This is a genomic window from Chelativorans petroleitrophicus, assembly GCF_025398195.1.
Taxonomy (GTDB): domain Bacteria; phylum Pseudomonadota; class Alphaproteobacteria; order Rhizobiales; family Rhizobiaceae; genus Chelativorans; species Chelativorans petroleitrophicus.
This window is the reverse complement of sequence record NZ_JAODNV010000021.1, coordinates 25,754-52,669: the sequence shown is the minus strand read 5'-3', so window position 1 is coordinate 52,669 and position 26,916 is coordinate 25,754. Positions and strand designations below refer to the sequence as shown.

At 63.8% G+C, this 26,916-nt stretch carries 25 protein-coding genes and 1 pseudogene; 7 read left to right on the top strand and 19 right to left on the bottom strand.

Annotated elements, in window-relative coordinates:
• Positions 1 to 83 (top strand): annotated as a pseudogene (locus tag NYR54_RS17060) (IS3 family transposase); the annotation flags it as partial.
• 32 nt (positions 84 to 115) lie between these two features.
• Here the strand turns inward: NYR54_RS17060 and NYR54_RS17055 are convergent.
• Positions 116 to 1,132: a Gfo/Idh/MocA family protein gene (locus tag NYR54_RS17055; protein ID WP_261516930.1), complete on the bottom strand. Its 1,017-nt coding sequence runs from the start codon at positions 1,130 to 1,132 to the stop codon at positions 116 to 118.
• A 182-nt stretch (positions 1,133 to 1,314) separates the two neighbouring features.
• Between NYR54_RS17055 and NYR54_RS17050 the strand changes: the two genes are divergently transcribed.
• Positions 1,315 to 2,091, top strand: coding sequence for a GntR family transcriptional regulator (locus tag NYR54_RS17050; RefSeq protein ID WP_261516929.1), 777 nt, complete (start codon positions 1,315 to 1,317; stop codon positions 2,089 to 2,091).
• A gap of 22 nt (positions 2,092 to 2,113) precedes the next feature.
• Here NYR54_RS17050 and NYR54_RS17045 read toward each other — a convergent pair whose 3' ends face one another.
• The 9 genes from NYR54_RS17045 to NYR54_RS17005 form a co-directional block, all read right to left on the bottom strand.
• Entirely contained in the window at positions 2,114 to 3,994 is a 1,881-nt protein-coding gene (locus NYR54_RS17045) for a TRAP transporter large permease (RefSeq protein WP_261516928.1), read from the bottom strand.
• 29 nt (positions 3,995 to 4,023) lie between these two features.
• Positions 4,024 to 4,872: a TRAP transporter substrate-binding protein gene (locus tag NYR54_RS17040; RefSeq protein ID WP_261516927.1), complete on the bottom strand. Its 849-nt coding sequence runs from the start codon at positions 4,870 to 4,872 to the stop codon at positions 4,024 to 4,026.
• 6 nt (positions 4,873 to 4,878) lie between these two features.
• Positions 4,879 to 5,046 (bottom strand): hypothetical protein, encoded by a 168-nt coding sequence (locus NYR54_RS17035; protein WP_261516926.1) that lies wholly within the window; start codon positions 5,044 to 5,046, stop codon positions 4,879 to 4,881.
• Positions 5,047 to 5,159: 113 nt separating this feature from the next.
• Positions 5,160 to 6,089 carry a PmoA family protein gene (locus NYR54_RS17030; protein ID WP_261516925.1) on the bottom strand — a complete coding sequence of 310 codons (930 nt, stop codon included), beginning with the start codon at positions 6,087 to 6,089 and terminating at the stop codon, positions 5,160 to 5,162.
• Positions 6,090 to 6,190: 101 nt separating this feature from the next.
• A complete protein-coding gene (gene eno, locus NYR54_RS17025; RefSeq protein WP_261516924.1) occupies positions 6,191 to 7,489 on the bottom strand; it encodes a phosphopyruvate hydratase in 1,299 nt (432 codons plus the stop codon).
• Complete coding sequence (locus NYR54_RS17020) at positions 7,486 to 8,568, bottom strand: phosphotransferase family protein (RefSeq protein WP_261516923.1); 1,083 nt, start codon at positions 8,566 to 8,568, stop codon at positions 7,486 to 7,488. Before NYR54_RS17020 ends, eno begins: the two co-directional genes overlap by 4 nt.
• A complete protein-coding gene (locus NYR54_RS17015; protein ID WP_261516922.1) occupies positions 8,513 to 9,454 on the bottom strand; it encodes an NAD(P)-dependent oxidoreductase in 942 nt (313 codons plus the stop codon). Before NYR54_RS17015 ends, NYR54_RS17020 begins: the two co-directional genes overlap by 56 nt.
• A 12-nt stretch (positions 9,455 to 9,466) precedes the next feature.
• Positions 9,467 to 10,330 carry a sugar phosphate isomerase/epimerase family protein gene (locus tag NYR54_RS17010; protein WP_261516921.1) on the bottom strand — a complete coding sequence of 288 codons (864 nt, stop codon included), beginning with the start codon at positions 10,328 to 10,330 and terminating at the stop codon, positions 9,467 to 9,469.
• Positions 10,331 to 10,332: 2 nt separating this feature from the next.
• Positions 10,333 to 11,484: a Gfo/Idh/MocA family protein gene (locus tag NYR54_RS17005; RefSeq protein ID WP_261516920.1), complete on the bottom strand. Its 1,152-nt coding sequence runs from the start codon at positions 11,482 to 11,484 to the stop codon at positions 10,333 to 10,335.
• A gap of 187 nt (positions 11,485 to 11,671) precedes the next feature.
• On the opposite strand from NYR54_RS17005, the gene NYR54_RS17000 reads away from it, so the two are divergent.
• The 3 genes from NYR54_RS17000 (at position 11,672) to NYR54_RS16990 (ending at position 14,028) form a co-directional block, all read left to right on the top strand.
• Positions 11,672 to 12,445 carry a fumarylacetoacetate hydrolase family protein gene (locus NYR54_RS17000; RefSeq protein ID WP_261516919.1) on the top strand — a complete coding sequence of 258 codons (774 nt, stop codon included), beginning with the start codon at positions 11,672 to 11,674 and terminating at the stop codon, positions 12,443 to 12,445.
• Positions 12,442 to 13,455: a LacI family DNA-binding transcriptional regulator gene (locus tag NYR54_RS16995; protein ID WP_261516918.1), complete on the top strand. Its 1,014-nt coding sequence runs from the start codon at positions 12,442 to 12,444 to the stop codon at positions 13,453 to 13,455. The genes NYR54_RS17000 and NYR54_RS16995 overlap by 4 nt, the downstream gene beginning before the upstream one ends.
• Before the next feature lie 363 nt (positions 13,456 to 13,818).
• On the top strand, positions 13,819 to 14,028 hold the full coding sequence (locus tag NYR54_RS16990) for a glycine zipper 2TM domain-containing protein (RefSeq protein ID WP_261516917.1): 210 nt from the start codon (positions 13,819 to 13,821) through the stop codon (positions 14,026 to 14,028).
• 223 nt (positions 14,029 to 14,251) lie between these two features.
• Here the strand turns inward: NYR54_RS16990 and NYR54_RS16985 are convergent, their stop codons facing one another.
• The 5 genes from NYR54_RS16985 to araD1 form a co-directional block, all read right to left on the bottom strand.
• Positions 14,252 to 14,884 (bottom strand): 2-dehydro-3-deoxy-6-phosphogalactonate aldolase, encoded by a 633-nt coding sequence (locus tag NYR54_RS16985; protein WP_261516916.1) that lies wholly within the window; start codon positions 14,882 to 14,884, stop codon positions 14,252 to 14,254.
• Complete coding sequence (locus NYR54_RS16980) at positions 14,881 to 15,804, bottom strand: 2-dehydro-3-deoxygalactonokinase (protein ID WP_261516915.1); 924 nt, start codon at positions 15,802 to 15,804, stop codon at positions 14,881 to 14,883. Before NYR54_RS16980 ends, NYR54_RS16985 begins: the two co-directional genes overlap by 4 nt.
• 8 nt (positions 15,805 to 15,812) lie before the next feature.
• Entirely contained in the window at positions 15,813 to 17,339 is a 1,527-nt protein-coding gene (locus NYR54_RS16975) for an aldehyde dehydrogenase (NADP(+)) (protein ID WP_261516914.1), read from the bottom strand.
• 47 nt (positions 17,340 to 17,386) lie between these two features.
• A complete protein-coding gene (locus NYR54_RS16970) occupies positions 17,387 to 18,310 on the bottom strand; it encodes a Gfo/Idh/MocA family protein (RefSeq protein ID WP_261516913.1) in 924 nt (307 codons plus the stop codon).
• A gap of 84 nt (positions 18,311 to 18,394) precedes the next feature.
• A complete protein-coding gene (gene araD1, locus NYR54_RS16965; RefSeq protein WP_261516912.1) occupies positions 18,395 to 19,366 on the bottom strand; it encodes an AraD1 family protein in 972 nt (323 codons plus the stop codon).
• Between the two features lie 163 nt (positions 19,367 to 19,529).
• Here araD1 and NYR54_RS16960 point away from each other — a divergent pair, with 163 nt between their 5' ends.
• Positions 19,530 to 20,450 carry a carbohydrate kinase family protein gene (locus tag NYR54_RS16960; protein ID WP_261516911.1) on the top strand — a complete coding sequence of 307 codons (921 nt, stop codon included), beginning with the start codon at positions 19,530 to 19,532 and terminating at the stop codon, positions 20,448 to 20,450.
• Positions 20,451 to 20,456: 6 nt separating this feature from the next.
• Here NYR54_RS16960 and cysQ read toward each other — a convergent pair whose 3' ends face one another.
• The 3 genes from cysQ to cysD are packed head-to-tail and all read right to left on the bottom strand — an operon-like array spanning position 20,457 to position 24,087.
• Positions 20,457 to 21,275 (bottom strand): 3'(2'),5'-bisphosphate nucleotidase CysQ, encoded by an 819-nt coding sequence (gene cysQ / locus NYR54_RS16955; RefSeq protein WP_261516910.1) that lies wholly within the window; start codon positions 21,273 to 21,275, stop codon positions 20,457 to 20,459.
• On the bottom strand, positions 21,269 to 23,182 hold the full coding sequence (gene cysN, locus NYR54_RS16950; protein WP_261516909.1) for a sulfate adenylyltransferase subunit CysN: 1,914 nt from the start codon (positions 23,180 to 23,182) through the stop codon (positions 21,269 to 21,271). Before cysN ends, cysQ begins: the two co-directional genes overlap by 7 nt.
• Positions 23,182 to 24,087, bottom strand: a complete 906-nt coding sequence (gene cysD / locus NYR54_RS16945) for a sulfate adenylyltransferase subunit CysD (RefSeq protein WP_261516908.1) — start codon at positions 24,085 to 24,087, stop codon at positions 23,182 to 23,184. Before cysD ends, cysN begins: the two co-directional genes overlap by 1 nt.
• A 339-nt stretch (positions 24,088 to 24,426) precedes the next feature.
• Here cysD and NYR54_RS16940 point away from each other — a divergent pair, with 339 nt between their 5' ends.
• Entirely contained in the window at positions 24,427 to 25,785 is a 1,359-nt protein-coding gene (locus NYR54_RS16940; protein WP_261516906.1) for a phosphomannomutase/phosphoglucomutase, read from the top strand.
• Positions 25,786 to 25,829: 44 nt separating this feature from the next.
• Here the strand turns inward: NYR54_RS16940 and NYR54_RS16935 are convergent, their stop codons facing one another.
• The gene (locus tag NYR54_RS16935) at positions 25,830 to 26,900 is read right to left on the bottom strand and encodes a DUF2793 domain-containing protein (RefSeq protein ID WP_261516904.1); all 1,071 of its coding nucleotides are present in this window, start codon (positions 26,898 to 26,900) and stop codon (positions 25,830 to 25,832) included.
• Positions 26,901 to 26,916: the final 16 nt, after the last annotated feature.

The window sequence follows — 26,916 nt, the reverse complement described above, 5'->3', positions numbered from 1 at the left end:
GCTTCGGCTACCGGCGCGTGCATGTCCTGCTGCGGCGGGAGGGCTGGGCCATCAATCGGAAGAAGACCTACAGGCTCACCCGCGGGTGCGCAAAGTCTGCCGGGACTTGGTATATTCAGCCCGCGATCTCGACGCGCTTGCCGAGTCTTGCCGAGGTAACGAGCGCATCGATGAGGCGGTGCACCTTCAGGCCCTCCCGCCCGGTCACCACCGGCTGGCCGCCGTCGCGTATGGCTTCCAGGAAATCGCGCAGCGCCGCGGCGTGCCAGTGGTGCGGAAACGCCATCGGATCGGCGCCGCCGCCCGTTCCCGAGGGCTCGCCGAACCGTTCGGTCCGCCCGTCGTGATGGTTGATTTCCAGCACGCCGGATTGCAGCCGCACCGACGCGGTTTCATAGTCGAGCACGATCGTTTCGGCCTGGCCGGGATAGGAGGCCGTAGTCGCCACCACGGCGCCGATCGCGCCCGAGGCGAACATCACCCCGCCGGCGACGAAATCTTCCGCCTCCATGCGATGGAGCTTGGTCGTTCCGGCCATCGCCTGAACGGACGCAACCGGCCCCGTAAAGACCTGGAGAAGATCGAGCGTGTGGATCGCCTGGCTGATCAGGACGCCGCCGCCGTCGCGCGCATAGGTGCCGCGTCCCGGCTCGTCATAATAGCTTTGCGGACGCCACCACGGCACCAGCGCCTGCGCGCTGGCGAGCTCCCCGAACCGCTTTTCCGCGAGAAAAGACAGGAGCTTTTGCGAGGATTCGCGAAACCGATTCTGAAACACGACTCCGAGCGTCACGCCAGCACGCTCGCACAGCTCCACCAGTTCCGTCGCGTTTTCGGTATTCCGCTCGATCGGCTTTTCCAGGAGCACGTGCTTCGATGCCTCGGCGGCGCGCGCCACGATCTCCCGCCGCGCGTTGGGCGGCGTGAGAACGATCAGCGCATCGACACCTCGGTCGAAGAGATCGTCGAGCGTGACCGCCGCCTGCAGCCTGTGCGCCTCGCAGAAGCGTGTGAGCCGCTCCGTGTTCCGGGCATGGACGCCTACCACCGTCGCGATGTCCTGCAGATCCTGCAAAGCGCGCACATGCGTGCCGGCCACCATTCCAGCGCCGACAATGCCGACCTTGATCATGCTTGCGTCTCTTCCCTCGGCAGCAAGTTTAATCGTATGCTAGTATCCAGTGTGTCTGGTGGCAAGGCGCGTGATCGTGGTTTCGCCTGTTGTACACGCCGCCTTGGAACTGGCCATGCAAGGCGTACGCCGTTGAAGCGGGAACAGCGACGATCCGGGCCTGAAAGACGAGGATAATGCAGATGCCGCGCAGGAAAAGGACCCTGGCGGGTTTTGATATCGGGGAGGCGCTCGCCGGTGCCGATCTGGATCGGAGCCTCCCCATTGTCGCTCAGGTCTACAGCCTGCTGCGCGAGAGGATCATCGACAACCGGCTGCCGCCCGAGGCGCCGCTTGTGGAGGCCGATCTTGCCGCCCTCCTCCGCATAAGCCGCACGCCCCTCCGCGCCGCGCTCCAGCGTCTGGCCGCCGAGGATCTGATCGAGACCCGGCCGCAGGTGGGTTCGGTGGTTGCTCCCGTGAATGTGGGCAAGATCGTGGAGGCGGTGTTCTGCCGCAGCGCCCTCGAATGCCAGGTTGCGGAGCGGCTTGCCTCGGCACCGTTCCACCCCGCGCGTTTCGAGGCGGTACTGGCGGCTCAAAGGGAGGCCTGCAAGCGCGACGACTACCTGGCCTTCTATCGCCATGACGACCGCTTCCACGCCCTTTTGGCTGAAGTCGCAGGTGTGCCCGCCGCCTGGCGGCTGGTGCAGATCGTCAAGCCCCATGTCGACCGCGCCCGGCTGCAGCTCATGGGCTCGATCCCGGGGCGGTCGGAGCAAGCTTACCGGGAGCATGTCGAAATCCTCCGGGCGGCCTCAGAGGGCGACCGCATCGAGGTCGTGCGCCTCATGCGCGCTCACGTGAGCACGGTCTTCGATGCGCTGGACAAGCTCGCAGACTCCCCTCTTGCCAAAGCGCCCTCTGCGGATCAGCCCGGCACTCCGGCCGCCCAGCCGGCGGCCGAAAGCCTGGGCTGAGGCTGAAGCGACCTTCCCGTCCCTACGGACCCAGCCACTCAAGTGGAACCAGGGAGAAGGCAGGCACGTAGGTCACCAGCATCAGAACAAAGACGAGAACGAGTACGAAGGGCACAACGGCCTTGAATGTCTCGTTCAGGTTGGCCCGGCTCACGCGCGCCGTGGTGAAGATCAGCACCCCGAGCGGCGGCGTCAGCGCGCCGATGACGAGGTTCATGACGATCACGATACCGAAATGGATCGGATCGACCCCCGCCGCCGTGACGATGGGAACCAAAATCGGCACGAGAATGATCAGCGATGCGATCATCTCCATGAACAGCCCCACGACGAGCAGGAACAGGTTGACGATGAGCATGAGGATGATGGGGCTGTCTGACAGAAGCGCGAAAGAGCGGGCGATCTTCTGCGGCACCTGCTCGAATGCAAGCACCCAGGCAAAGGGTGCGGCAGCGGCAATGATGACGACGATTACGACCGTATCCATCACCGACTCGCGGATGGCGGCGAGCAGGTTTCCGGGCGTCAGCTTCCGGTAGAACAGGAAACCGCAAACGAGGGCATAGGCGAAAGCCGCGGCACCCGCTTCCGTCGCGGTGAAGACGCCGAACCGCACGCCGCCCACGATCAGCAGCGGCAGGATCAGCGCGGGAATCGCAACGAAAAACGAGCTCATGCGGTCTGGCAGCGATGCCTTGGGCAGATCGCCGCCGAAGCCGCGCCGGCGTGAAATCACATAGACCGTGCTTATCAAGCCTGCCGCAACCAGGAGGCCGGGTACGATCGTCGCCACGAACAGCGCGCCGACGGATACGGAGGCCAGAGACCCGTAGATGATGAGCCCGAGGCTTGGCGGGATCAGATTGGCGATGGTCGCGCCTGAAGCCGTCAGCGCGGCGCCGAAGGGCCGCGAATAGCCCCGCTCGGCCATTTCGGGAACCATCAGCTTGGCAACGGTGGAGGCATCCGCCGTGGACGAGCCCGAAACGCCCGCCAGAAGCGTGTTGGTGACCACATTCGCCTGGCCGAGCCCGCCGCGGAAATGCCCCACGAGCTTTGTTGCGAGCTCGATGAGACGGGGCGTGATGCCGCCCGCATTCATGACCGCCGCCGCAAGAATGAAGAAGGGAATGGCCAGAAGCGTGAAGGAGTTCAGTGACGCCGCCATGTTCTGGCTGACGGTGACCAGCAGAATGTTCGCGAGCGGCGCGAAGGCGGCGAAGGTTCCGAACGCCATCGCAAAGGCAATGGGAACGCCGAGGCAAACCAGAATTAGTGCTGTGATGAGCAGCACCGCGCCGCTGTCTTTCTGGTCGAAGACATAGCCTGCGCCGTGGCGAACGGCGAGATAGATCGCCAGGCCCAGAATGACGGCCGACACGCTCTGCGCCAGCGACCGGTCGGAACGCGGGAGGAGAAGGAAGAGGAGGTTCAGCGCACCGCCCACGGGAACGGCCAGAAAGAACCACCGCATGGGCCATTGCAGGGCCGGCGACACCTGAATCGCCCGCATGACATATTCGGTGCCGTGAACGACCAGCATGAAGCTCGCCGCGGCGATGACCGCGTTGACCGCTGGCGGGTGCCATCGCTGCACTCCGGCAGGCAGGCGGTTCGCAAGAATGTCAATGCGTATATGGGCCTCACGCCCCGTCGCAAGCGCCATGCCGAGGAAGGTCGCCCAGGCGAAAGCCCAGACGGCCAGCTCCTCGGGCCACGGCAGCGCCGCATGGAAACCATAGCGCATCGTCACCTGCAGCAGGGACACGCTGATCGCCACCACAAGCAGCGCGACGCAGATCGTTTCCAGGATGCGGTCGAGAACCCCGGCCACGCCTGTCAATGTCTTTTCCGATGCCACACCCGCAGGTGTGGCATCGCTATCCGCATAGGACATGCCCATCAGGTCTCCCCGCATCCAGAGCGCGACGGTCAGCCCAGATCGCGGATCTTCTTGATCATCTCAGCGGTTTCGGGACTCTTTGAGCCGAACTCGTCGAAAAGCGGCGCGGTCAGCTCTTCCATGCGCGCCCGCTCCTCCGCCGGCAGTTCATAGACTTGGACCCCAAGCGTCTTGAGTTCCTCGAGCGTCTTATCGGCATTTGCGCGGTTGATGGCGCGCTGTTCGGCGAAGACTTCCTTCGCGCTCTCGCGAACCAGCGTCTGCAGATCCTCCGGCAGGCTATCCAACCAGGCGGCGTTGACGCGAACCGCCTTGGGCAGGAACCAGTGGCCGGTGAGCGTCAGATGCGGCGCCTGTTCATAGAACTTGAAGCCTACGATGGAGAACACGTCAGAATCGATCGCGTCGATGATCCCCGTCGAAAGGGCCGAATACTGCTCCGAGTAGGGCAGCGGGGTCGGCGCAGCGCCGAGAAGCGTCCAGAAATCCACCCAGATCTTGAGCTCCGGCACGCGGATCTTGAGCCCGTTGAGATCGTCGAGCGAATGCACTGGGTTCTTGGAGAGGATGTGGCGGAAGCCTGTTTCGCCGTAGGCGACGAATTCGACACCGGTCTTGGCCCGGGCAATGTCCGAGACCTGCTGGCCGAGTTCGCCCTGCAGCACGGCATCCACATGCTCCTCGCTCTTGTAGATGAAGCCGGGCGCACCACCGAAGGCGGCGATTTCAGGAGCGATGGCCTCCTCGCTGTCGGGACCTGCCGTGGTGACCTGGATGGTGCCGATGCGGCTGCCTTCCAGAAGCTCCGACAGGCCCCCGAGCTGAGCCGCCGGGAAATGCTGGGCGTTGATGCGGCCGCCGCTGCGCTCGTTCAGCACCGTGGCCTACTTGTCGAACGCATTGGTGATCGGCGTGCCGATGCCCTCCGTATGCGCAATGCGCATCTCGTAAACGTCCTGGCCGAAGGCCCGGCCAACAAGAGCCGGCGCGGCGAGAACCGCGGCCCCTGCGCTAAGCACAAAACGCCTGTTGATCTTCGTATTGATGGTCATGTCTTCTCCTCCCGAAAGGCTTCGGAGCCCATTCCGAAGCCAGCTTTCCATGGTTGGGATACTAGAATACGCAGCCCCGCACAAGCAGCGCACTGCGCCGGAAGCGCGAAAATTCATGCCCCCTCCTTGACGTACTGGAGGAAGCGTCCGGCAACCTCTTCCACTTTCATCTCCCCGTCGAATACGATCACCCGGTACCGGGCAATAAGCGCCTCCCCGCGCAGCACAACTGTGCCCTTCAGGCGGAACGGCCCAACGGTGATCACGCCCCAGTCCGTCACGAACCAGGAAAGGTCGGCGTGATCGGTAGGGTGCGGAAACACGGCTACCCCGGCGCGGTGCCCGCCGCCGACCGGTCCTTCGTAACAGACCCATTTCGCATCTGCACCGGTAACGCCGCTTCCGCCCGTCCGTCCCTGATCGTCCCGAACAGTGCCGCCATTGGCCACGGTCATGGAGTCGGCGACGCGCAGGTTGAAATAGGCGTGGCGTGTGGGGCCCAGCGAAAAGTCGAACTCGCGCGCTTCGAGCCGCGATTCCACGTCGATCACGTGGCAGCGCTCCTCCACGGAAAGTCGAATGGTGCGCTGCTCGACCGCTGCGAGCCGTCCCGCCGGTGCCGCCCATTCGACCGGACCGCGCCATTCGATCTCCTGTTCGATGCGGCAGCCTCCGGGGCCCTCGGCGGCGAGCCTGGAGTCGATCTCGATCAGCCGCCCCGGCGCGCGGCCCTGAAACGTCTCGTCCACATAGAAATTGTAGGTGTATTCCTCCCATTTGCCGTCGGCGACGGGCATGCGACAGTGCAGGTGGTCGGCCGCGATCCAGAAGGAATTGTGATGCGGATGGTCGGCGGGGCTTTCGGATGTCACCGCAAAGCCCGCAGGCGTATAGAGGGGATAGACATAGCAGCGCTGGCGGCCCTGCGTCAGCCCGAGCACCGCTTGCCCCCCGCGCCGCAATGTCTTGCGCAAGGCGCGCGCCCACGCCCCCTTTGGAAGATCGAGCCTTTCCTCTAAGAGCGCGAATTCCTGCTGGCCCATGCTCTTCTCCTCCCAGCTCTCAGGCTATCGCCGCAGGCAACCCATTGCGGCAGCATGCCTGCCGTAGTGCCTGAAACCGTTCTCGATTGCGGGCTTCGGGCTCATCTCAGGGCGCCCCTTCTTTCAATCTTGAGCCCTTCCCAGCCGGCAAAGCGAGCGCTTCCTGCCAGTGCTTCCTCGATCCGGATAAGCTCATTCCACTTGGCGGTGCGCTCGCCGCGGCTCATGGAGCCGACCTTGATCTGTCCGGCGTTCCAGCCGGTTGCGAGGTGAGCGATGGTTGTATCCTCGCTTTCGCCCGACCGCGCCGACACGATCGTCGCAAACCCGGCTTCCCTCGCAGCCTCCAATGCAGCCACCGCCTCGGACACCGTGCCCGCCTGGTTCGGCTTGAGCAGCACGCACGTCGCAAGGCCTTTCGACGCGGCAGCCTTCACCCGCTCCGCGTTGGTGACCAGCAGATCGTCCCCGACAATCTGCACCCGGTGGCCATATGCGGCAGTGAAAGCCCGGAAGCCGGCCTCGTCATCCTCCGCAAACGGGTCCTCGATGGAGACGATCGGATAGCGCTCGATCCAGCGGCCAAGTAGCTCGCCAAGCCCGTCCGTATCCAGGGTTCTCCGTTCGAGCCCGAGCGTATACCGGCCCTTGGAGCCGAACTCCGACGCCGCGATATCGAGGACGATGAAAACATCGTCGCCCGGCATGAGCCCCGCGCCTTCGATTGCGCGCATCAGCGCGTCCAGCACCTGCTCGTTGCTGTCGAAATCGGGCCACCAACCCCCTTCGTCGGCAACCCCGTGACGCTTGCCGGCGGCTGCCATCAACTCGCCAGCCGACCGATAGACCTCGGCCGTTTTGCGAAACGCATCGGCAACGCTGCCCGCGTTGGCACAGACGACCAGGAAATCCTGGATGTCCACGCGCCCTGCCGCGTGACTGCCTCCGCCGAAGATCTGGATCTGTGGCAGGGGCACACTCATCCCGCGGCCCTGTGCTAGATAGAGATAAAGCGGCAGGCCGGCGGACGCGGCGGCTGCCTTGAGTACCGCCATCGAGGTCGCGACCATTGCGTTGCCGCCGAGACGCGACTTCTGCGGCGTGCCGTCGAGTTCGGTCAGCAGTTTGTCGATCGCCTGCTGGTCGGCTGCGTCGTGCCCGGCGAGGGCGGCGGCGATTTCGCCCTTCACGTTCCCCACGGCCCGATCGACACCGAAGCCGCCGAGTGCATCGCCCCCGTCGCGCAGATCGAGCGCCTCGCCCGAGCCCACCGAAGCGCCGGCCGGCGCTATCGCGCGCCCCACGGAACCGTCGGCCAACTCGACTTCCGCCTCCACTGTCGGTCTGCCTCTGGAATCCCAGACTGCCCGGGCTCGTACGTGTCTGATTTCGGTTTTCATGTCTTTCCTTCGTTCAGCGCTCTTTGCCAGCGCTCGTTGATTTCGCGCAGGGTTTCCACCGGCGTGGTGATGAGAGGGGCAGCGACGCGGCGGATCAGATCGCGCTCGCTTTCCTCGGTGATGTATTCGACCGGCGACTTGCCATCGACGCGGGCGAGAAAAAGCATTGGAAGAAGCGCGGCAGCCCGCCGCTCGACGTGCTCGGCCCCGGCGAACCGTGCGGTCTCGAAGTAGCCACTCGCCATTGCCTCGAAGGCGTCGAAAAGCGGGGCTGGATCGGCTGCGCGCAGCCGCTTCAGGAGAAGGTGGTTGAGGCAGAAGGCAAGATCGAAGGCCGGGTCGCCACAGGTGGCGCATTCGGCGTCGAGAAAGATCGGCCCCGTGTCCGCGGCGAGGATGTTCTTGGGGCTCATGTCGCCATGGATCAGGCATTCGCGCCGCGCGGCGGTGATTTCGATAACCTCTCGGATGCGTGGCGCGAGGGGAGGGTGGCGCAGCGCCGTCGACTCCAGATAGGGGGACAACCGGATCGCATGAAACGTCTCGCCATTGTCGAACGCGGCCCGAATGTCCGCCCGGCCGGCGGTTGCCGCGTGAATGCGGCCGATCGCCCGTCCGACCGCGGCTGCGAAGCTCGCGCTGACGGTTCCTGAAAGCAACTGACTTTTCCAGACCGGCGCCCGCTCAGGCTCGATGTAGCTCATGACGAAGAAATGGGCCGCCTCGTCATGATGGAGGATTTCCGGAACGGCTTCGGGCATGATCCCGCGCACCGTCTGAAGCCATCGGGCATCGGCCGCGTTGCGGCTGACCGGCGCCTGCCAGTCCTGCTCCACCCGAAGCTTCGGCAAGGCCCTTTTCACCGCCACGCGCCGATCGCCCTGCGCGATGGTCCAGATGTCGGACGACACGCCTCCCGTCAGCCGCTCGAAGGCGCAATCCCCGGAGGGCGCGAGGATGCCGCGCTGTTTCAGCTCGTCCGCCACCGCGCCAAGCCAGGCGGTATCCTCAACGCCTTCCATCTCAGGCCACCCGATGAAGAAGCTCACCGCCGGCAGCGAGGCGGCGGCATTGTTCAACGACAACCTCCAGGCTGCGCTGCCACGTACCCTCCGTCAGCCAGGCGAGATGGGGCGTCGCCACCACATTGGGCAGTTTCAGAAGCTCACTGTCGGGCGCAGGCGGCTCCTGCGGAAACACATCGAGCCCCGCGGCCGCAATGTGGCCGCTCTTCAGCGCCGCGACCAGTGCCGCCTCCTCGACCAGCGGCCCTCGCGCCGTGTTGACGAGGATTGCTCCGGATTTCATGAGGCCGATCCGGCCGGCGTCGAGCAGCCCTTTCGTCTCCGGCGTCAAGGGCACATGGAGCGAGACGATCTCGGCCTGGCGCAGCAGTTCTTCCAGCGGCAAGACCTCAACGGGTGTTTCGGCGGCCCTACGCGTTGATGCGACGACGCGCGCGCCGAGCGCCTGCAATACGGGCGTGAGCCGCTGCGACACCGCACCGTAACCGACGAGACCGACGGTCTTGCCACTGACCTCGCCCACGCCCTCGATGAAGCGGGAATCAATCGGCCAACCGCGCCCGGCGCGTGTCTCCGCGTCGATCGGTACGATGCGCCGCAGGCATGCGAACAGCAGCGCGAGCGTCATCTCGACGACCGCCTGGGTGTTGGTGCCGGGCATGTTGCAGACGGCGATACCGCGGGCCTTTGCCGCCTCGATATCGATGGTGTCTACGCCGACCCCGATCTTCTGAATCAGACGAAGCCGCGGTCCGATGTCCATGGTGGCCGCTCCCACCGGAGTGAGGACGTGGAGGAGCACTTCCGCATCGCTCAGCTCGCGCCGTAGAGCCTCTTCGTCGGTCGCACCCACCACAACGATCTCAACGACGGACAGGTCCACTGCCGACACGAGCCGCCGGATGCCCGAACCTATGTCGTGATGGAGAACCGCCTTCATCGCCGCTTGCTCTCAGACGGACGTGCGATGCCTCTCCACGCAGGTGGAGAGCACATGGTCGATCGGCTGCTTCCACCAGTCGTGGGAGAAGATTTCTACCTCCGAGTATCCGGCAAAGCCCGCCGCCTCGACCCAGCCGCGGATGCGCGGAATGTCGATCACGCCGTCGCCCATCATGCCCCGATCGTTGAGCAAGTCCCTGGTCGGCACGAGCCAGTCGCAGACATGGAAGGCGAGGAGGCGGGATTTCCCGGCGCGCCTGATCTGCTCCTCGAGCTCCGGGTCCCACCAGGTATGGTAGACATCCACCGCCACGCCGATGCCGCCCTGCCCCTCGGGGTCGAGGGTATCGCAGAGATCGAGCGCCTGCCGCATTGTGTTCACGCATGCGCGGTCCGCGGCATACATGGGATGAAGCGGTTCGATGGCGAGTGGCACCTGCGCCTGCCGCGCATATTCGAGCAGAAGCCCGAGCTGCTCCGCGACCATCTCCCGCGCCACGCCGATATCCTTGCTGGGGCTGCTGCCCGGCCTTGAAAACTGCGGAAGCCCGCCCACCACGAGCACCAGACACGCCGCACCAAGCGTTGCTGCCTCGTCCACCGCACGGCGATTGTCATCAATGATTTCCTGGCGCCGAGATGCATCTCCGGTGAACATGCCGCCTCGACAATAACCGGAGAGCTCGAAGCCGCCGTCCCTGATGGCGCGGGCGGCGCGTTCCAGGCCCACTTCGGCCACCTGATCGCGCCAGGGAGAAAGCCCCCTGATGCCGTGCCGCCTGCACGCTTCGATGATGGCAAGCAAGTCGCCCTGCTTGCGCACCGTGGTCGTGTTGATCGACAGCCAGCGATGATCCCTGGAAAAGTCGCGCATGGTCAGTTCGTAATGGCGGGCAGGTCCATCCAGCGGCGCTCATGCCAGCTTTGGTAGCTCGCTTCGGCGAACTGCACACCCATGGCGCCGGCTCTGAGATTCCACGGGAAGTCGCCTTCCCCGTGAAGGTGCTTGATGAAGAGCTCCCACTGGATACGGAAGGCGTTTTTGTAGGGCGACGTTTCGGGAACGCGCTGCCAGTCGCGGTAGAAGTCCACGGGTTCGGCGACGTCGAGGCTCCAGGCGCCGCGCGGTGTGTTCTCCTTGCGCTGCGTCCAGCAGCCAGCAAGGCCGGCGATGGCGGAGCCATCGGTGCCGTCCACCTGCATGACGATGATGTCTTCCTTCTTCACCCGCACGCACCAGGAGCTCATGATCTGAGCCATGGCGCCGCACTCGAGCCTAGAGATGGACATGAAGGAATCGTCGGCATCCGCCGTATAGGGCTCGCCGTTCTCGTCCCACCGCTTGCGGATCAGCGTGTCGGCATGACAGACGACATCCAGCGGGCGTCCCCCGATCGCGTTCAACATGTAGGCATAGTGCGGCTGCATATCGAGGATCATTCCGCCGCCGTCCGCCTTGCGATAGTTCCAGGAAGGCCGCTGGGCCGGCTGGTGGTTGCCCTCGAAAACCCAGTAGCAGCCTTCGATGCGGACCATCAGTATCCTGCCGAAGAAGCCGGTCTCCTTGAGCATGCGCAGCTTCGCGATGCCCGGCGCCCAGAGCTTGTCGGAGACCACCGCGTGCTTGATGCCCTTGGCCTCCGCAAGCCGGTAGAGCTCCAGAGCCTCGCTGAAAGTCTCCGCCGTCGGCTTCTCGGTATAGATGTGCTTGCCGGCCTCAATGGCTTTCCGAAGATTGCCAGGGCGGGCCTTCGTCGTCACGCCATCGAAATAGACTTCGTAATTCTTGTCCGAGAGCGCCGCGTCGAGATCGGTCGTCCACTTCTCGATGCCGTGCATGGCGGCGAGCCGGCTGACCTTCTCCGCATCTCGGCCGACCAGAATGGGATCAGGAATGACGGAGCTGCCATCGCGCAACGGCACCCCGCCGTCGTTGCGGATCGCGGCAATCGACATCTTCAGATGCTGGGTGCCGCCCATCCGTCCGGTCACGCCGTTCATGATGATGCCAAGGCGACGTTCGGCCATATTTCCTCCTCCGTGGGACAGGGTCCGCCCTCCTCAAACCCGGCAGCCCGGAAATGACTATATCCAGCGCGAACGTTTGCGTCAATACGATGTATTTGGAGCATAGACTCCCGCCCAAATTAGAACACTTGTGACGCAAACGTTTGCGTGTTAAAGAGCGTAAGTTCTCAGGAGTGAGGGTGGACAAATGCGGGTCATTCGTTATCACGACGGTGCGGTGCGGCATGGTATCCTGGAGGATGACGGCACCATTCAGCCCGTCCTCGGCGGGCTGTTCGACGGCCTTAAGCCCTACGGGCAGGCCACGCACCTTGACCGGGTGCAACTGCTTTCGCCGCTCGATCCGCGCTCGATCTATGGTGTCGGCCTCAACTACGTGAAGCACGCGCGTGAGGTGAATAAGCCGCTCCCCACCGTGCCCATGCTGTTCATGAAGCCGGTTGGCACGGTCGTCGGCCCCCAGGCCCCCATCGTTCTTCCCAAGGAAGGCGGCATCGTACACTTCGAGGCGGAGGTGGCCGTGGTCATCGGTCGGGTAGCGCGCCGCGTCGACGAGCGCACTGCCGGTGAGTGCATTTTCGGCTATACTTGCGGTAACGATGTCAGCGAGCGCGTGATCCAGGGTAAGGAGATGGACCAGGGAACGCTTCTTGTCGGTAAGGCCTTCGACACGTTCAATCCCTTGGGCCCTGCCATCGCGACCGGGCTCGATCCGGAAAACATTGATATCATCGGCCGCGTGAACGGCGAGGTGCGCCAGTCGAGCAACACGAGCGACCTTGTCTATTCGATCCGGAAGCTGGTTTCCTATCTGAGCCAGGCGATCACGCTCTATCCCGGCGACGTGATCATGAGCGGCACGCCGGAAGGCGTGGGACCGATCGCGCCAGGCGATGTGGTTGAAATCGAGATTCCCGAAGCGGGCGTCTTGCGAAATCCGGTTGTCGCCGAGGAGACATGAGCGGCGCCGTAACCCTCAAGCACATCGCAGAGCGGCTCAACCTCTCCATCTCCACAATCGGGCGAGCGCTTGCCGACGATCCGCAGATCAGCCTTGCCACGCGGGAGCGCGTCAAGGCGGTTGCCGGCGAGCTCGGCTACGTGGCCCATTCTGGCGCACGTGCGATGCGCAGCGGACGCAGCACGCTGATCGGCCTCATCATTCCCGACATTCAGAACGAGTTTTACGGCACCCTCGCCAAGGCCCTGGCCGAAATCTGCGCCAACGCGGGCTTCCAACTCGTCCTCGGCATCACGGAGGACGATCCCGAATCAGAGGAGCGGCAGGTGCGGGGTCTTCTGGAAGCGCGCGCTTCCGGGCTTGTCATCACCGCTTCGCCGCGGCCCACGCGCGAGACCTTGTCACTGCTTTCGCGCAGCACCTGCGTCCAGCTCATACGCCGCACGGGCCAGCTCGAGGTGCCCTGGTTCGGTATCGACGAGGAAGCGGCAATCCACAGCGGAACCGCGCACCTGATCGAACTGGGGCATCGCCGGATCGGCTATCTCGGCGCAAGCACCACCCTCTCCACCGGCCGCAGCCGGCTAGCCGGGTTCGAGCGCGCCTTTACAGAGGCGGGACTTGAGGTCCCTCGCGAATTCGTGCGGCTTGGCCGGCCGCGCGCCGCCTTCGCCGCGGAGGCGTTCGAATCCCTTTGGACGGATGGCGAAAGGCCCACCGCCATCGTCGCCGCCGGCGCGCGGCTTACGGTCGGGCTTTTGCAGGCCGCAACCCGGCTTGGCGTGGCCATCCCTGCCGATCTTTCGGTCGTCGGCTATGGCGACGCGCCATGGTGGAACCCGAATCTCACGACCATTTCGCTGCCGGTGCGCGATATAGCGCTGGCCTGCGGCGAATTCCTGCTGCGCAGGATCCGCGAAACGGAACCGTCTTCCGCCCGCTCCGCAGCCGGGCAATCCGTCACCTTCGCTTCAGCACTCACCCCCGGCGCCAGCACGCGGCGGGTGTGAGCTTCAAAATTATCGAGAGCAGCTTTCAGATTCGGGCTAGCATCTGCCTTAGAATGACGTGGCCTTCCACACCTTCAGGATCGGTGTGAACTACAAGTTCTGACCTCTGTCAGATCAATTGGCGGCGTTTTTCGCGGCCAATTTTCTGTTCGTTCTGTTTCGGAATGGCCGCTCGTCCGGGCCTTGAAACGTGGCCGGCATCGAATAACCAGCAAGGGATAATACGCCCCGCAATCTGCACCCTTTTTGGGGCAATGCAAAACCTTCGTTTCGCCGCCAGACGCTGCCTTTCCCGTTTCATTAAATTTTTACCCATTTTTCCGAAACCGCTAAACGGTCTTCGGAAATCGCATTTGGAAAACCATGATCAAGAAGCTTGGAATGTTCTGCCTCCTGGGTAGCCTCATGGTCGCAACCGCCGGCTGCTCGACCACTGAAAAGACGATCACGGGAGCAGCCGTGGGCGGTGTCGGCGGTGCGGTCGCGGGCAACGCCATTGCCGGCAGCGGCGGCGCGCTGATCGGCGGCATCGGCGGTGCCCTCGCGGGCGGCATGATCGGCCGCAATCTCTAGAAAGAATAGGCGGCCTCTCTGAGCTGCGCGGACGGTGCGGCAACCGCTTAGCGCAATTCAAAAACGGAGGCCGGCTTTCCGTCCGTAATTGCCCAAAAACATTAACTTGGATCCTTTCCTTCTTTCCATGAAACAATGAACGGATCCAAGACCGCTCTGGTGATCATTCTCTCCCCGACTCAAGGGGAGAGAACCCTCGCTTCGACAACAAGTCCTTTAAGTTCTACCGCCCGAACACGTCGTCATAGGCCGCGACTGCGGCCCGCGCCTTCTGGGCCACTTCGGCCGCGCTCGCGCCCGGTTTATAGAGGCTGGAGCCAAGACCGAAAGTCCGGACCCCCACTGCATAGTAGGCGGCAAAATCGCTTTCGGAGACGCCGCCCACCGCGCCAACCGGCACATCGGGCGGCAGAACGGCCCGGATGGCCTTGATGCCCGATGGGCCAAGAACGGAAGCGGGGAAGAACTTCAGCGCGGAGGCGCCCGCCCGCAGCGCTGCAAGCGCTTCGGTCGGCGTGAAGACGCCCGGCATGGTCACCATGCCGTAGCCCGCCGCGCGCTCGATGACGGCCGGCTCCACATTGGGGCTCACGAGCAGGTTGCCGCCGGCGTCCCTCAGCCGGTCAACCTCCTCGACCGTCAGCACCGTCCCCGCACCGATCAGCACTTTGTCCGGCGCAAGTCCGCGCGCGATTTCGATCGAGCGGAAAGGCTCCGGCGAATTGAGCGGCACCTCGATCGCCTCGAAGCCCGCCTCCAGGAGCGCGGTGACGACGCCTGGCGCCTCCTCCGGCTTCAGTCCGCGCAAGATAGCGACAAGCTCGCGGCTGAGCCTGGGCCATTCCACCCGTTTCATGCGGCTTTCCTTTCCGGCCATAGCGCCCGAGCGGCGGCAAAAAGGCCCCGGCGCACCAGATCCTGCCCGTCAAGCGTGCGGCAGGCCAGCCCCGCGTTGGAAAAGGCGGTCTCGTAGGCTCTCGCCGTGGAGCCGCCGGCAATGAGCGTTACCTCCGCTCCAGCGTCGAGATCCTTCCGCATTGCAGCCACCTCGGCCCCGATTAGAAGGCCGGAAAGCCGTGCCTTTGCATCGGGCGCGGCATCGCCCGAAAGCAGCGAGGCCGCGCGGATGGAAAAGAGCTTTCCCGTCAGGCCCGCGCCGTCCAGCATTTCGGCCACCGCGTCGCGGAAGGCCGGCGATGTTTCATCGCCCTTTCCTGCCGCCACCATGTCGTGCAGGGTCGAATGCTGGCTTAAAAGCGCGAAGAGCTCGCCGGTCATATAGGTGGTGAAGGATAAAAGCCGGCCCTCCTCCACACGCGCCCATTTGGAATGGGTGCCGGGAAGGCAGAAGAGACCGGAGGCGCGGCTTTCCGCCCAAGCCCCTGCAAGCTGTGTCTCCTCGCCGCGCATGACGTCCTCGCGGCCCCCTTCGCGCTGGCACACGCCCGGGAGAATCCGCACATCGCGTCCGAAGCCCTCAACCTGCACGGCATGGGCATGCAGGGCGTCCAGCGGCGCGGGCGTATCCAGATAGGCGGCCTCGCGCCAACCCCCGCGCGCACCCGCCATGCCGGCCACGATCACCGGCAGCTCGGCAGGCGCCTGAAGCGCGCTGAGATGCGCCTCCAGCACCGGCCCGAAACGGTCCGGCAGGCAGGCGCGCATCCCCTCGCCGCTCGACCGCTCGCCAAGCACCGAACCCTGCGCGTCGAGCAACCACAGGCGGAAATTGGTCGTGCCCCAATCGACCGCCGCGCAAAAGGGAGCGGACGTCATGTTCCGTCTTAGGCGTTTTTCAGGTCAGCGGGCAGCAGGCTCGTCGGCATGTCCTGGAAAGCCACGGGTCGCAGGAAACGCCGGATCGCAAGCGAACCCACGGAGGTGGTGGAGGCATTCGTACTTGCCGGATAGGGCCCGCCATGCATCATGGCGTCGCTCACCTCCACGCCCGTCGGGAAGCCGTTGGCGATCAGCCGTCCCGCCTTGCGCTGCAGGATCGGCATCAGCGATGCAGCAAGCGCGGTGTCGGCATCGTCCATATGCAGCGTGCAGGTAAGCTGGCCTTCGACGCCCCGCGCGATCTGGCGCATCTCCTCCTCGTCCTTAACGCGCACGACGATGCCGAACGGCCCGAAAACCTCGTTGTGGAGTTCGGGATTGGCCAGCCATTCCTCGCCCGTGGTCTCCAGAAGATCGGGACCCACGTAGCGCCCCTCCGCCTTGGAGGTCAGCCGCACGCGAACACAGTTGAGGCCAACGACGCGGTCGCGGCCCTTCCGGTAAGCCTCGGCGATGCCAGCCGTCAGCATGGGCTGTTCGGTGATCTGTTCGAGCGCCTTTTGCGCGGCACTCATGAATGTCTCGACGTCGCCGCTGTCGATTGCGACGGCCACGCCCGGATTGGTGCAGAACTGCCCGACACCCAGGGTTAGGGAGGCTGCCCAGCCCTCGCCGATCTTCTGTGCGCGGCTGGCAAGTGCCGCCGGCAGCAGGAAGACCGGGTTGACGGAGCCCAGTTCGCCGTAGAAGGGAATGGGGTCTGGCCGGCTGGCCGCCAGATTAAAGAGCGCGCGTCCGCCTCCTGTCGATCCCGTAAATCCGACGGCGCGGATCAGCGGATGGGTCACGAGCGCCTCGCCTGCCTCGCGGCGGTTGCTTTGGACAAGCGAGAAGACACCGGGGTGCTGGCCGGTCTTCTTGATGGCTTCATGGATCGCCTCAGCCACCAGTTCGCCGGTACCGGGATGCGCCTGATGGCCCTTCACGACCACTGGGCAGCCGGCCGCCAGCGCGGAAGCGGTGTCGCCGCCCGCCGTCGAAAAGGCCAGCGGGAAATTCGACGCACCGAAAACGCCCACAGGCCCCACGGGAAACTGCATGAGCTTCAGGTCCGGCTTGGGCTGCGGCTGGCGCTGCGGGTCCGCAGGATCGTGGCGGCGGTCGAGATAGTCGCCCTTCTCAATATGTTTGGCAAAGAAACGAAGTTGGCCCGTCGTGCGGCCGCGCTCACCGTTGATACGGGCCTCAGGAAGGCCGGATTCGCGCGTGGCCATGGCTGTGATCGCCTCCGCGCGCGCCTCGATCTCGTCGGCGATGGCGTTCAGGAAGGCTGCACGCTCGGCACGGCTCGAGGCGCCGTAAACCGCGAAGGCCTCTTCCGCCGCTTTCACCGCGCTGTCGATCTCGGCCGCCCCGCCCGCGGCAAATTCGTATGAGGGTCCCGTTACCGGGTCGGAGGTGAAGGTCGTCTCGCTTCCCACCCACTCCCCGGCAATCAGATGTTTTCCGCGTGGCTTGAAATCTTGCGACATGATGCGCTCCTGAGAAACTGAGGATTGCTGGGTGAGGAACCTGTTCTCTAGTCGTGAAAAGCGTCCACGTCCACTGTCCGCCCGATCATAAATGCATCGGAAACGAGCTTGAGCGGCGCAAGGTCCACATCGCTCTCGCCCGAAGCGAGAAGCCCGGCGAAGCGCGCGTAAATTCCGTCATACTCGGCTTCGAGGCCGCCCGGCCGCTGCTCTCCATCGATCGACATGCGGCTGCCGCCGTCGGCAAGCACGAGCAGGCCCGCATCCGTATCGACGCGGATTTCCCAGGTCTGCGGCCCTTCCTGCCTCCAGTCGAAGTCGGCCGTGACTTCAAACCCTGTCACGCCGCGCATGGTGAGCTGAGCGGCAATGGGCGTCTGGCAATTTTCCGGCACCTCAAGGGTCGCGTCCGTCACGAAGACGGGCGGCGCGATGGCCGTCAAAATGGAAAGCGCGTTGATGCCGGGATCGAACACGCCGAAGCCGCCCGCCTCCCAGATCCACGCCTGCCCCGGGTGCCAGCGCCGCACATCTTCCTTCCAGACGATCTCCACATGGCGGATCGTCTTTCCCGAAAGCCACCGCCGCGCGGGCTCGACACAGGACGCAAAGCGCGAATGCCACGTGGCGAACAGAACGACACCCTTCTTGCGGGCAAGGGCGACGAGCGCCTCCACCTCCCCCACCGTGGCGCCCGGCGGCTTTTCGAGCAGCACGTGACGGCCGGCCTCAAGCGCCGACACAGCCATTTGCAGCCGCGGCCGGGGCGGCGCGCAGAGCGAGACGGCGGCGACATCCGGACGGTTGCGCAGAAAGGCCTGGATGTCCGTGAAGTTCTCCACGCCTTCAACCCGCTCGTTACGGCTGATTGCGGCGGCAAGCTCGAATGCGCCGGAACGGGCGATCGCGGGCAGATGCTGATCGCGCGCGATCTTGCCGATACCGACGACGGCAATTTTCGTTGCGGCCATCCCAGACCTCCTGCTCACGGCTAAGACCGGCGCAGTGGCTTGTCACGCACGCCGGAAAGTTGGTGGTGCTCCGGCGGCTTTCCCTCAGAGCGCCGTGACCGCGACCTGCCGCTTCTCCTCCTGGCCCAAGCGATTCTTGAGCGGAAGGCCGAAATCCGGGGCAGAAATTTCGAACACGTCTCCCTCGCGGCAGGCAATGCCATCGGCGAAAGAGAGCGTGGCCGTGCCGAACATGTGCACATGCAGGTCACCCGGCTGGCGGAATAGCGCATATTTGAAGTGGTGATGCTCCAGATTGGCGATCGTATGGGACATGTTGTCTTCGCCGGATAGGAACTCCTTCTCCCAGATCACCTTGCCGTCGCGCCAGATACGCGACATGCCCCGGATATCGGCCGGAAGGTCGCCCACCAGAAGTTCCGGCCCGAAGGACGCAGGCCGCAGCTTGGAGTGCGCAAGATAGAGATAGTTGATGCGTTCGGTCACGTGGTCGGAAAACTCGTTGGCAAGCGAGAAGCCGATGCGATAGGGGCGGCCATCCTTGCCGATCACATAGAAACCTGCGATCTCCGGCTCCTCTCCTCCGTCGAGCGCGCAACCGGGCGAGACCAGCGGATCGCCGCTCGCGACGGCAGCGATACCCGTTCCCTTGTAGAACCATTCGGGTTGCACTCCTTCCTTGCCAGGCGCTGGTTTGCCACCTTCTATTCCCATGCGGAACATCTTCATGGAATCGGTCATGCCCTCCGTATCGGCCTCGGCGTGCATGGCGTCGCGCGCCGAGGCGGATCCAAGATGGGTCAGCCCTGTGCCGGTAAGATACATGTGCGCCGGATCGGGATGGCGCACGGGCACGTCAAGCGCGCCGTCAGCGGCAAGCCTTTCCAGCTCCACCACCTCGCCCAGCCCGTGGCGCTCGATAACAGCGGCAAGCTCGAGGCCTGCCTCGACCGCCTCGAACGCCAGGCCGTAGGTGCTTTCGGCACCATTGACCAGACGCGCCTCTTCACCCCGGCGGCAGATGACGCCGCCCTTCTTCAACTGCGATAGATGCATGCAATGCTCCGCTGCGCTGACCGTTTCCGTTCCCTACCCGCATCAAAGACCACCGCCACACGCAGCGCAAGGTCTGCCCGCTGAAAGTCTGGTGTGTTACGCACCGCCAGCGGTTATAAGCGCCGAACGAACGCCAGAGGAGTTGAGCAAGGGAGAAAAGGCCATGATTTTGTGCTGCGGGGAAGCGCTTATCGACATGCTGCCGCGTAAGACGGCGGATGGCGAAACGGCCTTCGTCCCCCATGTGGGCGGCTCGATCTTCAACAGTGCGATCGCGCTAGGGCGCCTGGGCGCGCCCGTCTCGTTCTTCTCGGGCCTGTCGAACGACCTGTTCGGCAAGAAGCTTCAGAACGCGCTGGCCGAAAGTCAGGTGGACCTGCGCCACGCCCGGCTGTCCGACCGGCCGACGACCCTTGCCTTCGTCACCCTCGATGCCGGTCATGCAAGCTACGTCTTCTACGACGAGAACTCGGCGGGGCGCATGCTGGGCGAAGCCGATCTTCCCGCCCTTGATGATGATGTGGAGGCGCTTCTTTTCGGCGGCATCAGCCTCGTGGCCGAGCCCTGCGGCACCACTTACGAGAGATTGATGGCACGCGAGAGCGGCCACCGCGTCGTCATGATCGATCCCAACATCCGTCCCCTCTTCATCAACGACGAAGCCCGGCACAGGGCGCGCCTCAAACGCATGACGGCGATGGCCGACATCGTGAAGATCTCGGAAGACGATCTCGACTGGCTTCGGGGTGCCGCCTCGCCTCAAAAAGCCGCCCGCAATATGCTGGATGCAGGCGCGAAGCTCGTCGTGATCACCGGCGGCGACAAGGGCGCCACGGTCCATTGGCGGGGCGGCAGCCTTCAGGTGGAAGCCGTGAAAGTCGAGGTCGTCGATACGGTGGGCGCAGGCGATACCTTCAATGCCGGCCTGCTTGCCGCCCTGCATGAGGCTGGCCGCTTGTCGAAAGAACGCGTCGCCGCGCTCACGGAGAACGAAATAAGGGCCGCCCTGTCCTTCGCCGCCCGCGTGGCGGCCGTTACCGTTTCGCGTGCGGGGGCCAATCCGCCCTGGCGCAACGAGCTTTGAACGGCGCTACGCCGCCCACCCTTCTGCGATGAAAAAGGGATTGGCAAAGGTCGCAAGCTCGCCACCCGCCTGCACACCGTAGGTGAGCGGCGCACCCTCCAGCGTCCGCGTGTGTCCGCCCGCGGCCCTCAGAACCGCGTCGCCCGCAGCAGTGTCCCATTGCATGGTCCGGCCAAAGCGCGGATAGAGATCGGCATCCCCCCGGGCAATGATGCAGAACTTCAGCGACGAGCCCACCGATACCGTTTCGGCATCCGGATAACGGGCGATGAAGCCCGCCGTCTCCGGTGTGGAGTGGGAGCGGCTGGCAACGATGGTCGGTGGCGTACGTCCCGGCCGTGTGCTGATGGCCCGACGGGCGAGCGCGGACTGTCCTTCCACCCGTACCTCGGATGCCACACCCGGACGCCCGGAATAAAGCAGTGCATGAGCCGGCGCATAGACCACGCCGATGCGAGGGATGCCTCGCCTGATCAGAGCGATATTGACGGTGAAATCGGGCCGGCCGGCGATAAATTCTCGCGTGCCGTCAAGCGGATCGACCAGAAAGAAGTCCTCTTCCTCGCAGGCCCGCAGCAGGCCGTCCGAGGCTTCCTCTTCCGACACGCAAGCCACGCCCGCAAGCTCGGTACGCAGGCCCGAGAGGATGACGCGCTCCGCCTCACGGTCGGCCGCCGTCACCGGCGAGGCATCCGCCTTGTGCTCCACATGCACTCCGGCCTCACGATGCCGCATGATCTCGCGGCCCGCGGCAAGCGCAAGGGACTCAAGGAGCGCCAGAACCGCCGCTTCGTCTTCAAGAAGGGATGTCACCCTGTTCAGCAATAGCCGCGCTCCCTCAGCCAGCGCTCCAGTTCGTCCGCGAGCTCCACCGGTGAACGGCCCACCGTCCGCAAGTGGACGTCGGGCTCTTCCGGCACCTCATAGGGGGAATCCACGCCGGTGAAATTCTTGATCTCCCCTTTCATTGCACGCGCATAAAGTCCCTTCGGGTCACGCTTAGCACATTCCTCGAAGGGCGTGTCGACGAAAACCTCCACGAACTCGCCCTCGTTCATCAGATCGCGCGCCATGCGCCGCTCAGCACGGAACGGGGAGATGAAGGAGACGAGCACGATCAGCCCCGCATCGGCCATCAGCCGCGCCACCTCGGCCACCCGGCGGATGTTCTCCACGCGATCCTCCTCGGTGAAACCGAGATCGCGGTTCAGCCCATGGCGCACATTATCGCCGTCAAGGATATAGGTATGGCGCCCAGCCGCGTGCAGCCTCTTCTCCAGAAGGTTGGCTATGGTCGATTTGCCGGAGCCGGAAAGCCCGGTGAACCACAGCACCGCCGGCTTCTGGTGCTTGAGCGCGGCGCGCGAGGCTTTCGTCACGTCGAGCGCCTGCCAGTAGATGTTCTCCGCGCGGCGCAGCGGATGCAGGATCATGCCCGCGCCCACCGTGGCGTTGGTGAGCCGGTCGATCAGGATGAAGGAGCCGGTGGTGCGGTTCTGCGCAAAGGGATCGAATGCGATCGGCGCCTGAAGCGAGAAATTGCAGACCCCCACTTCGTTCAGTTCCAGGCACTTGGCGGCCTCCCGCGCAAGGTTGCCGACATTCAGCCGGTGCTTCAGATGGCTTACCGTCGCGCTCACCTCGTCGGTTTCTGTACGCAGGAGATAGGTGCGGCCAGGCAGCAGCGGTTGTTCCCCAAACCAGACGACATTGGCGGCGAACTGGTCGGCCACGTGCGGTTGAGCCTCGGGCGCCACGAGCATGTTGCCGCGCGAGACCTCCACCTCGTCAGCCAAAAGCAGCGTGACCGCTTGTCCCGCCACCGCTGTTTCGAGATCGCCGTCATAGGTGACGATACGCTTCACGCGCGTACGCTTACCGGACTTGGCGACCACAACCTCGTCGTTTACCGAAATGGCCCCGGAAGCGATGGTTCCCGCAAAGCCGCGGAAGTCTGGGTTCGGACGGTTTACGTATTGCACGGGGAAGCGGAACGGCTGCGCCGCCGCCTCGCTCTCCACATCTACCGTTTCCAGATGCTCGATGAGCGACGGGCCGGTATACCACGGCGTGTTTTCTGAAACCGCGGTGACATTGTCCCCATGGCGCGCGGACAATGGGATGGGCTGGATCGTGGCAAAGCCCACATTCTTGGCGAACGCCTCGTAATCCGCGGCGATACGCCGGAAAACCTCCTCGTCAAAACCGACGAGATCGATCTTGTTCACCGCCAGCACGATATGCCGGATGCCCAGAAGCGAGGCGATGATGGAGTGCCGCCTGGTCTGTTCGAGCACGCCCTTGCGCGCATCCACGAGAACCACCGCCAGGTCCGCCGTAGAGGCTCCGGTGGCCATGTTCCTCGTATACTGCTCGTGGCCCGGCGTATCCGCGACGATGAACTTGCGCCTTGGCGTGGCGAAGAAGCGGTAGGCGACATCGATGGTGATGCCCTGCTCGCGCTCGGCCTCCAGCCCGTCCACCAGCAGCGCCAGGTCGATGCCCTCGCCCGTCGTGCCGTGCCGTCTCGAATCCCGCTCCAGCGCCGCGAGCTGATCCTCGAAGATGAGCTTCGTGTCGTAGAGAAGCCGACCGATCAGCGTGGACTTGCCGTCATCCACCGAGCCGCAGGTCAGAAAACGCAGAAGGGTCTTGTTCTCCTGGCTGGCTAGATAGCCGCGAACGTCCACCACTTCGAGCTCGGCGAGCGGCTTTTCGGCAAGCGTCAGCATCAGAAATACCCCTCGCGCTTCTTCTTTTCCATGGAACCGGCCTCGTCATGGTCGATCAGCCGGCCCTGGCGCTCGGAGGTACGCGCCGTCAGCATTTCAGCCACGATATCTTCCAACGTCTCCGCATCGGATTCGATGGCGCCCGTAAGCGGGAAGCAGCCCAGCGTGCGGAAACGCACCATGCGCTCTTCCACCTTCTCGCCGGGCAGGAGCTTCATGCGATCGTCGTCGACCATGATCAGCATGCCGCCGCGATTCACTACCGGGCGTTTCCTGGCGAAATAGAGCGGCACGATGGGAATGTCTTCCTGGAGAATGTATTGCCAGATGTCGAGCTCGGTCCAGTTGGATAGCGGGAAGACGCGGATCGACTCGCCCCTCCCGATCCGCGTGTTGTAGATCTTCCACATTTCCGGGCGCTGGTTCTTCGGGTCCCAGGCGTGGCTCGCATTGCGGAAGGAAAAGATGCGCTCTTTGGCGCGGCTCTTTTCCTCGTCGCGCCGTGCCCCGCCGAAGGCGGCGTCGAAGCCGTACTTGTCCAGGGCCTGGCGCAGAGCCACCGTTTTCATCACATGTGTATGCACATTGGAGCCGTGCTCGAAAGGATTGATGCCCTGCCTCACCCCCTCCTCATTGACATGCACCAGAAGCTCGATGCCTTTCTCCGCCGCCATTCTGTCGCGAAACGCGATCATGTCGCGGAACTTCCAAGTGGTATCCACATGGAGAAACGGGAATGGAGGCTTGGCCGGATAGAAGGCTTTCATGGCCAGGTGCAGAAGCACCGATGAGTCTTTCCCAATAGAATAAAGCATTACCGGTCTTGAGAAACTTGCCGCTACTTCGCGGATGATATGTATCGACTCGGCTTCGAGCCGCTGGAGGTGAGTAAGCTCTGCCGGCATTTTCTGAAATAAACCTTTGCGAAACCAACGCCGCCGCCCGATGTCACTGATCACGGGATACCACCCGCTTCCCCGCTCTCTCAAGGCGGCCTAGCCTAAAGGCTGAAGCCGCATGATCTTGATTTTGCTTAATCGCGGGCTCAGGAGGAATGTTCTTCCGGAGATGCGCGCCGTTCCCCTTTCAGGCCGGTCAGGCCCCGGCGGCGGACCGCAGCGAGAGCAAAGGAACGTCAATCTGTCGCGGGCATTGTGCACCCGTGAATTTGGATACCGGTCACCCCATTTGCGTCGCAATGACTGCCGAAGTACTACAACGAACGAAAGAGCAGGAGAGACAGTATGGGTGCTCCTTTTAAGGCATATGATATTCGCGGCCAGATTCCCGGCGAACTCAATGTGCCATTTGCATATCGCTTCGCTCAGGCAACCAGCCAGGCGCTTTCACCCAAATCGGTGGTCGTGGGCCACGACATGCGGCTCGACAGTCCGGCGCTCGCCGGCGCCCTGACACAGGGCCTGCTCGACAGTGGCGTGGACGTGCTGCCCATCGGCATGTGCGGCACGGAGGAAGTCTACTTCCACACCGCGCGTACTGGCGCCGATGCAGGCCTCATGGTGACCGCGAGCCACAATCCGCCCGATTACAACGGCATAAAGATGGTGCTGAAGGGTGCAGCCGCGGCTACGCCCGATAACGCCTTCAACGCGATCGAGGAGCTGATGCGCGCCGATCGCCAGTTCCCCTCCGCTTCCAGCTATGGCGAACGGGGGACCCTCCATCCTGCCTGCGACCGGAACACCTATATCGAGCGCCTGCTCGGGGAAGTGGCGGATGAAGAGCTGAAGCCGCTCAAGATCGTCTGCCACGCCGGCAATGGCTGCGCAGGCCCGATTATCGACCTTCTGGAAAAGCACCTGCCCTTCACCTTCATCAAGGTGGACCACGAACCGGACCCGCGCCTGCCCAACGGAGTGCCCAATCCTCTCCTGCCGGAAAAGCGCGAGAAGGCGAGCCGTGCCGTGGTCGAGCATGGTGCTGATCTCGCCATCGCGTGGGACGGCGATTTCGACCGCTGCTTCCTCTACGACCACAAGGGCCGTTTCGTGGAAGGCTACTATCTCGTGGGCATGATCGCGCAGCGGATGCTGAAGAAAGCTCCGGGCAGCGCCATCCTCTACGATCCACGCCTGACCTGGAACACGATCGACATCGTCGAGAGCGCCGGCGGCGTAGCCAAACCCTGCCGCACGGGACACGCCTATTTCAAGGCCATGATGCGCGAGGAAAATGCCATCTATGGCGGCGAGATGAGCGCTCACCATTATTTCCGCGACTTCGCCTACTGCGACTCCGGCATGCTTGCCTGGCTCAACGTCGTGTCGGAACTCTCCTCTAGCGGCGCGCAGCTTGCGGACCTTCTGGAAGAGCGCATCGCCAAATTCCCCTGCTCCGGCGAGATCAACTTCAAGGTGGACGACGCCAAAAGGGTGCAGGAGAAGGTGGCCGACCACTATGGGCGCTACAATCCCACAGTGGAGACGATCGACGGCCTCGGCATGGTCTTCGACGATTGGCGCTTCAATCTCCGCGCCTCCAACACCGAGCCGCTTCTGCGCCTCAATGTCGAAACGCGCGCGAACAGGACGCTGCTTGAGGAAAAAGTCGCAGAGCTGCGCGGACTGATCGAAGGCCATTAGAAATGCGTAATCGGGGGCCCTCCTGCGGGAGGGCCCCTATTCGGCTAACCCACCTTCAAACCCCAGAAGGTTGTGCCGTCGGCTGCAAAATAGCCGTCCGCTCCGCGGAAACAGCCCTGCAGTTCAACCGCATCGTCCTTCTCCAGAGTAACGAGGGTGGAAAGGCACAATGCCGTTAGAAGGGACTCATGCGGGCCTGAAATCTCTCCCCGCGAACCTTTGACTTCCGTGGCGCCGTTCAACACCAGCCTCGCGCTCATGCGCGCGTCCGCACTGTAATTGATCTTGTAGAGCAGCGATGCCCCGAACAGATACGTACCATCGACCGGCGCAATAAACCGGTTCGTGCCCGCATCGAAACAACCCTGTTCATTATAGTCGGCGTTGTTGATGCCGATCTTCGTCCACACCCCTACGCCCACATAGTTGTCGTAATTGGTGTAGGCCTTGAAGCGCGGCAGGGCCTGCGTGGAGACGATGCCGCTTTGCCGGTCCACATGAAGCGCCTCGTGCCACTGGCTGCCGTCCGGGCTGACCCTGATCGAAAGATCGTCGGAACCTGCAAGGCCGACCTCCGCGCGCCCGGACCACCCGGATTGCATAAGCAAGGAAAGCACCTTCTGGGGGCCCTCTTTGTTCAGCGTGTAACGCAGATTGCCGTCACCTCCTTCGGCCTCGATGCGCGCGGCCCACAACGCCTTGTTCAGCTTGGCGGCGAAGACGTTCTGCGCGTCCGCCTCGGTTCCGATACCCAGGAGCTCCACATGCTGAATCTGCTTCAGGATATCGATCCAGCTGCTCCCGTCCCAGACCAGAAGGGCCTGCTCGTCCACAATCCATGCGCGCCAGCCGGGGCGTGGCGAAAGGAAGTTCCAGGCTCCGTCCTGAAACGCCGCGATCTCGCCCTCGCGGCCTTCCCATGCTCCGGTGGCTGGGGATGCGATGATGTACCGGTCACCCTCGGCAGGTTCGGCGGGAGGCGCAGTCAGATCGCGGTCGAGCACGCCAAGCTGCACGATCGCGTCGAGAAGCTGCAGGCTTTCATTGTGGGTGACGTGCTTCTGCGCCTGGGAAGGCAGGATGAAGGGCAGTTTGAGATTTGCGGTCTCTTCCATGACGGATTTCCTCTCG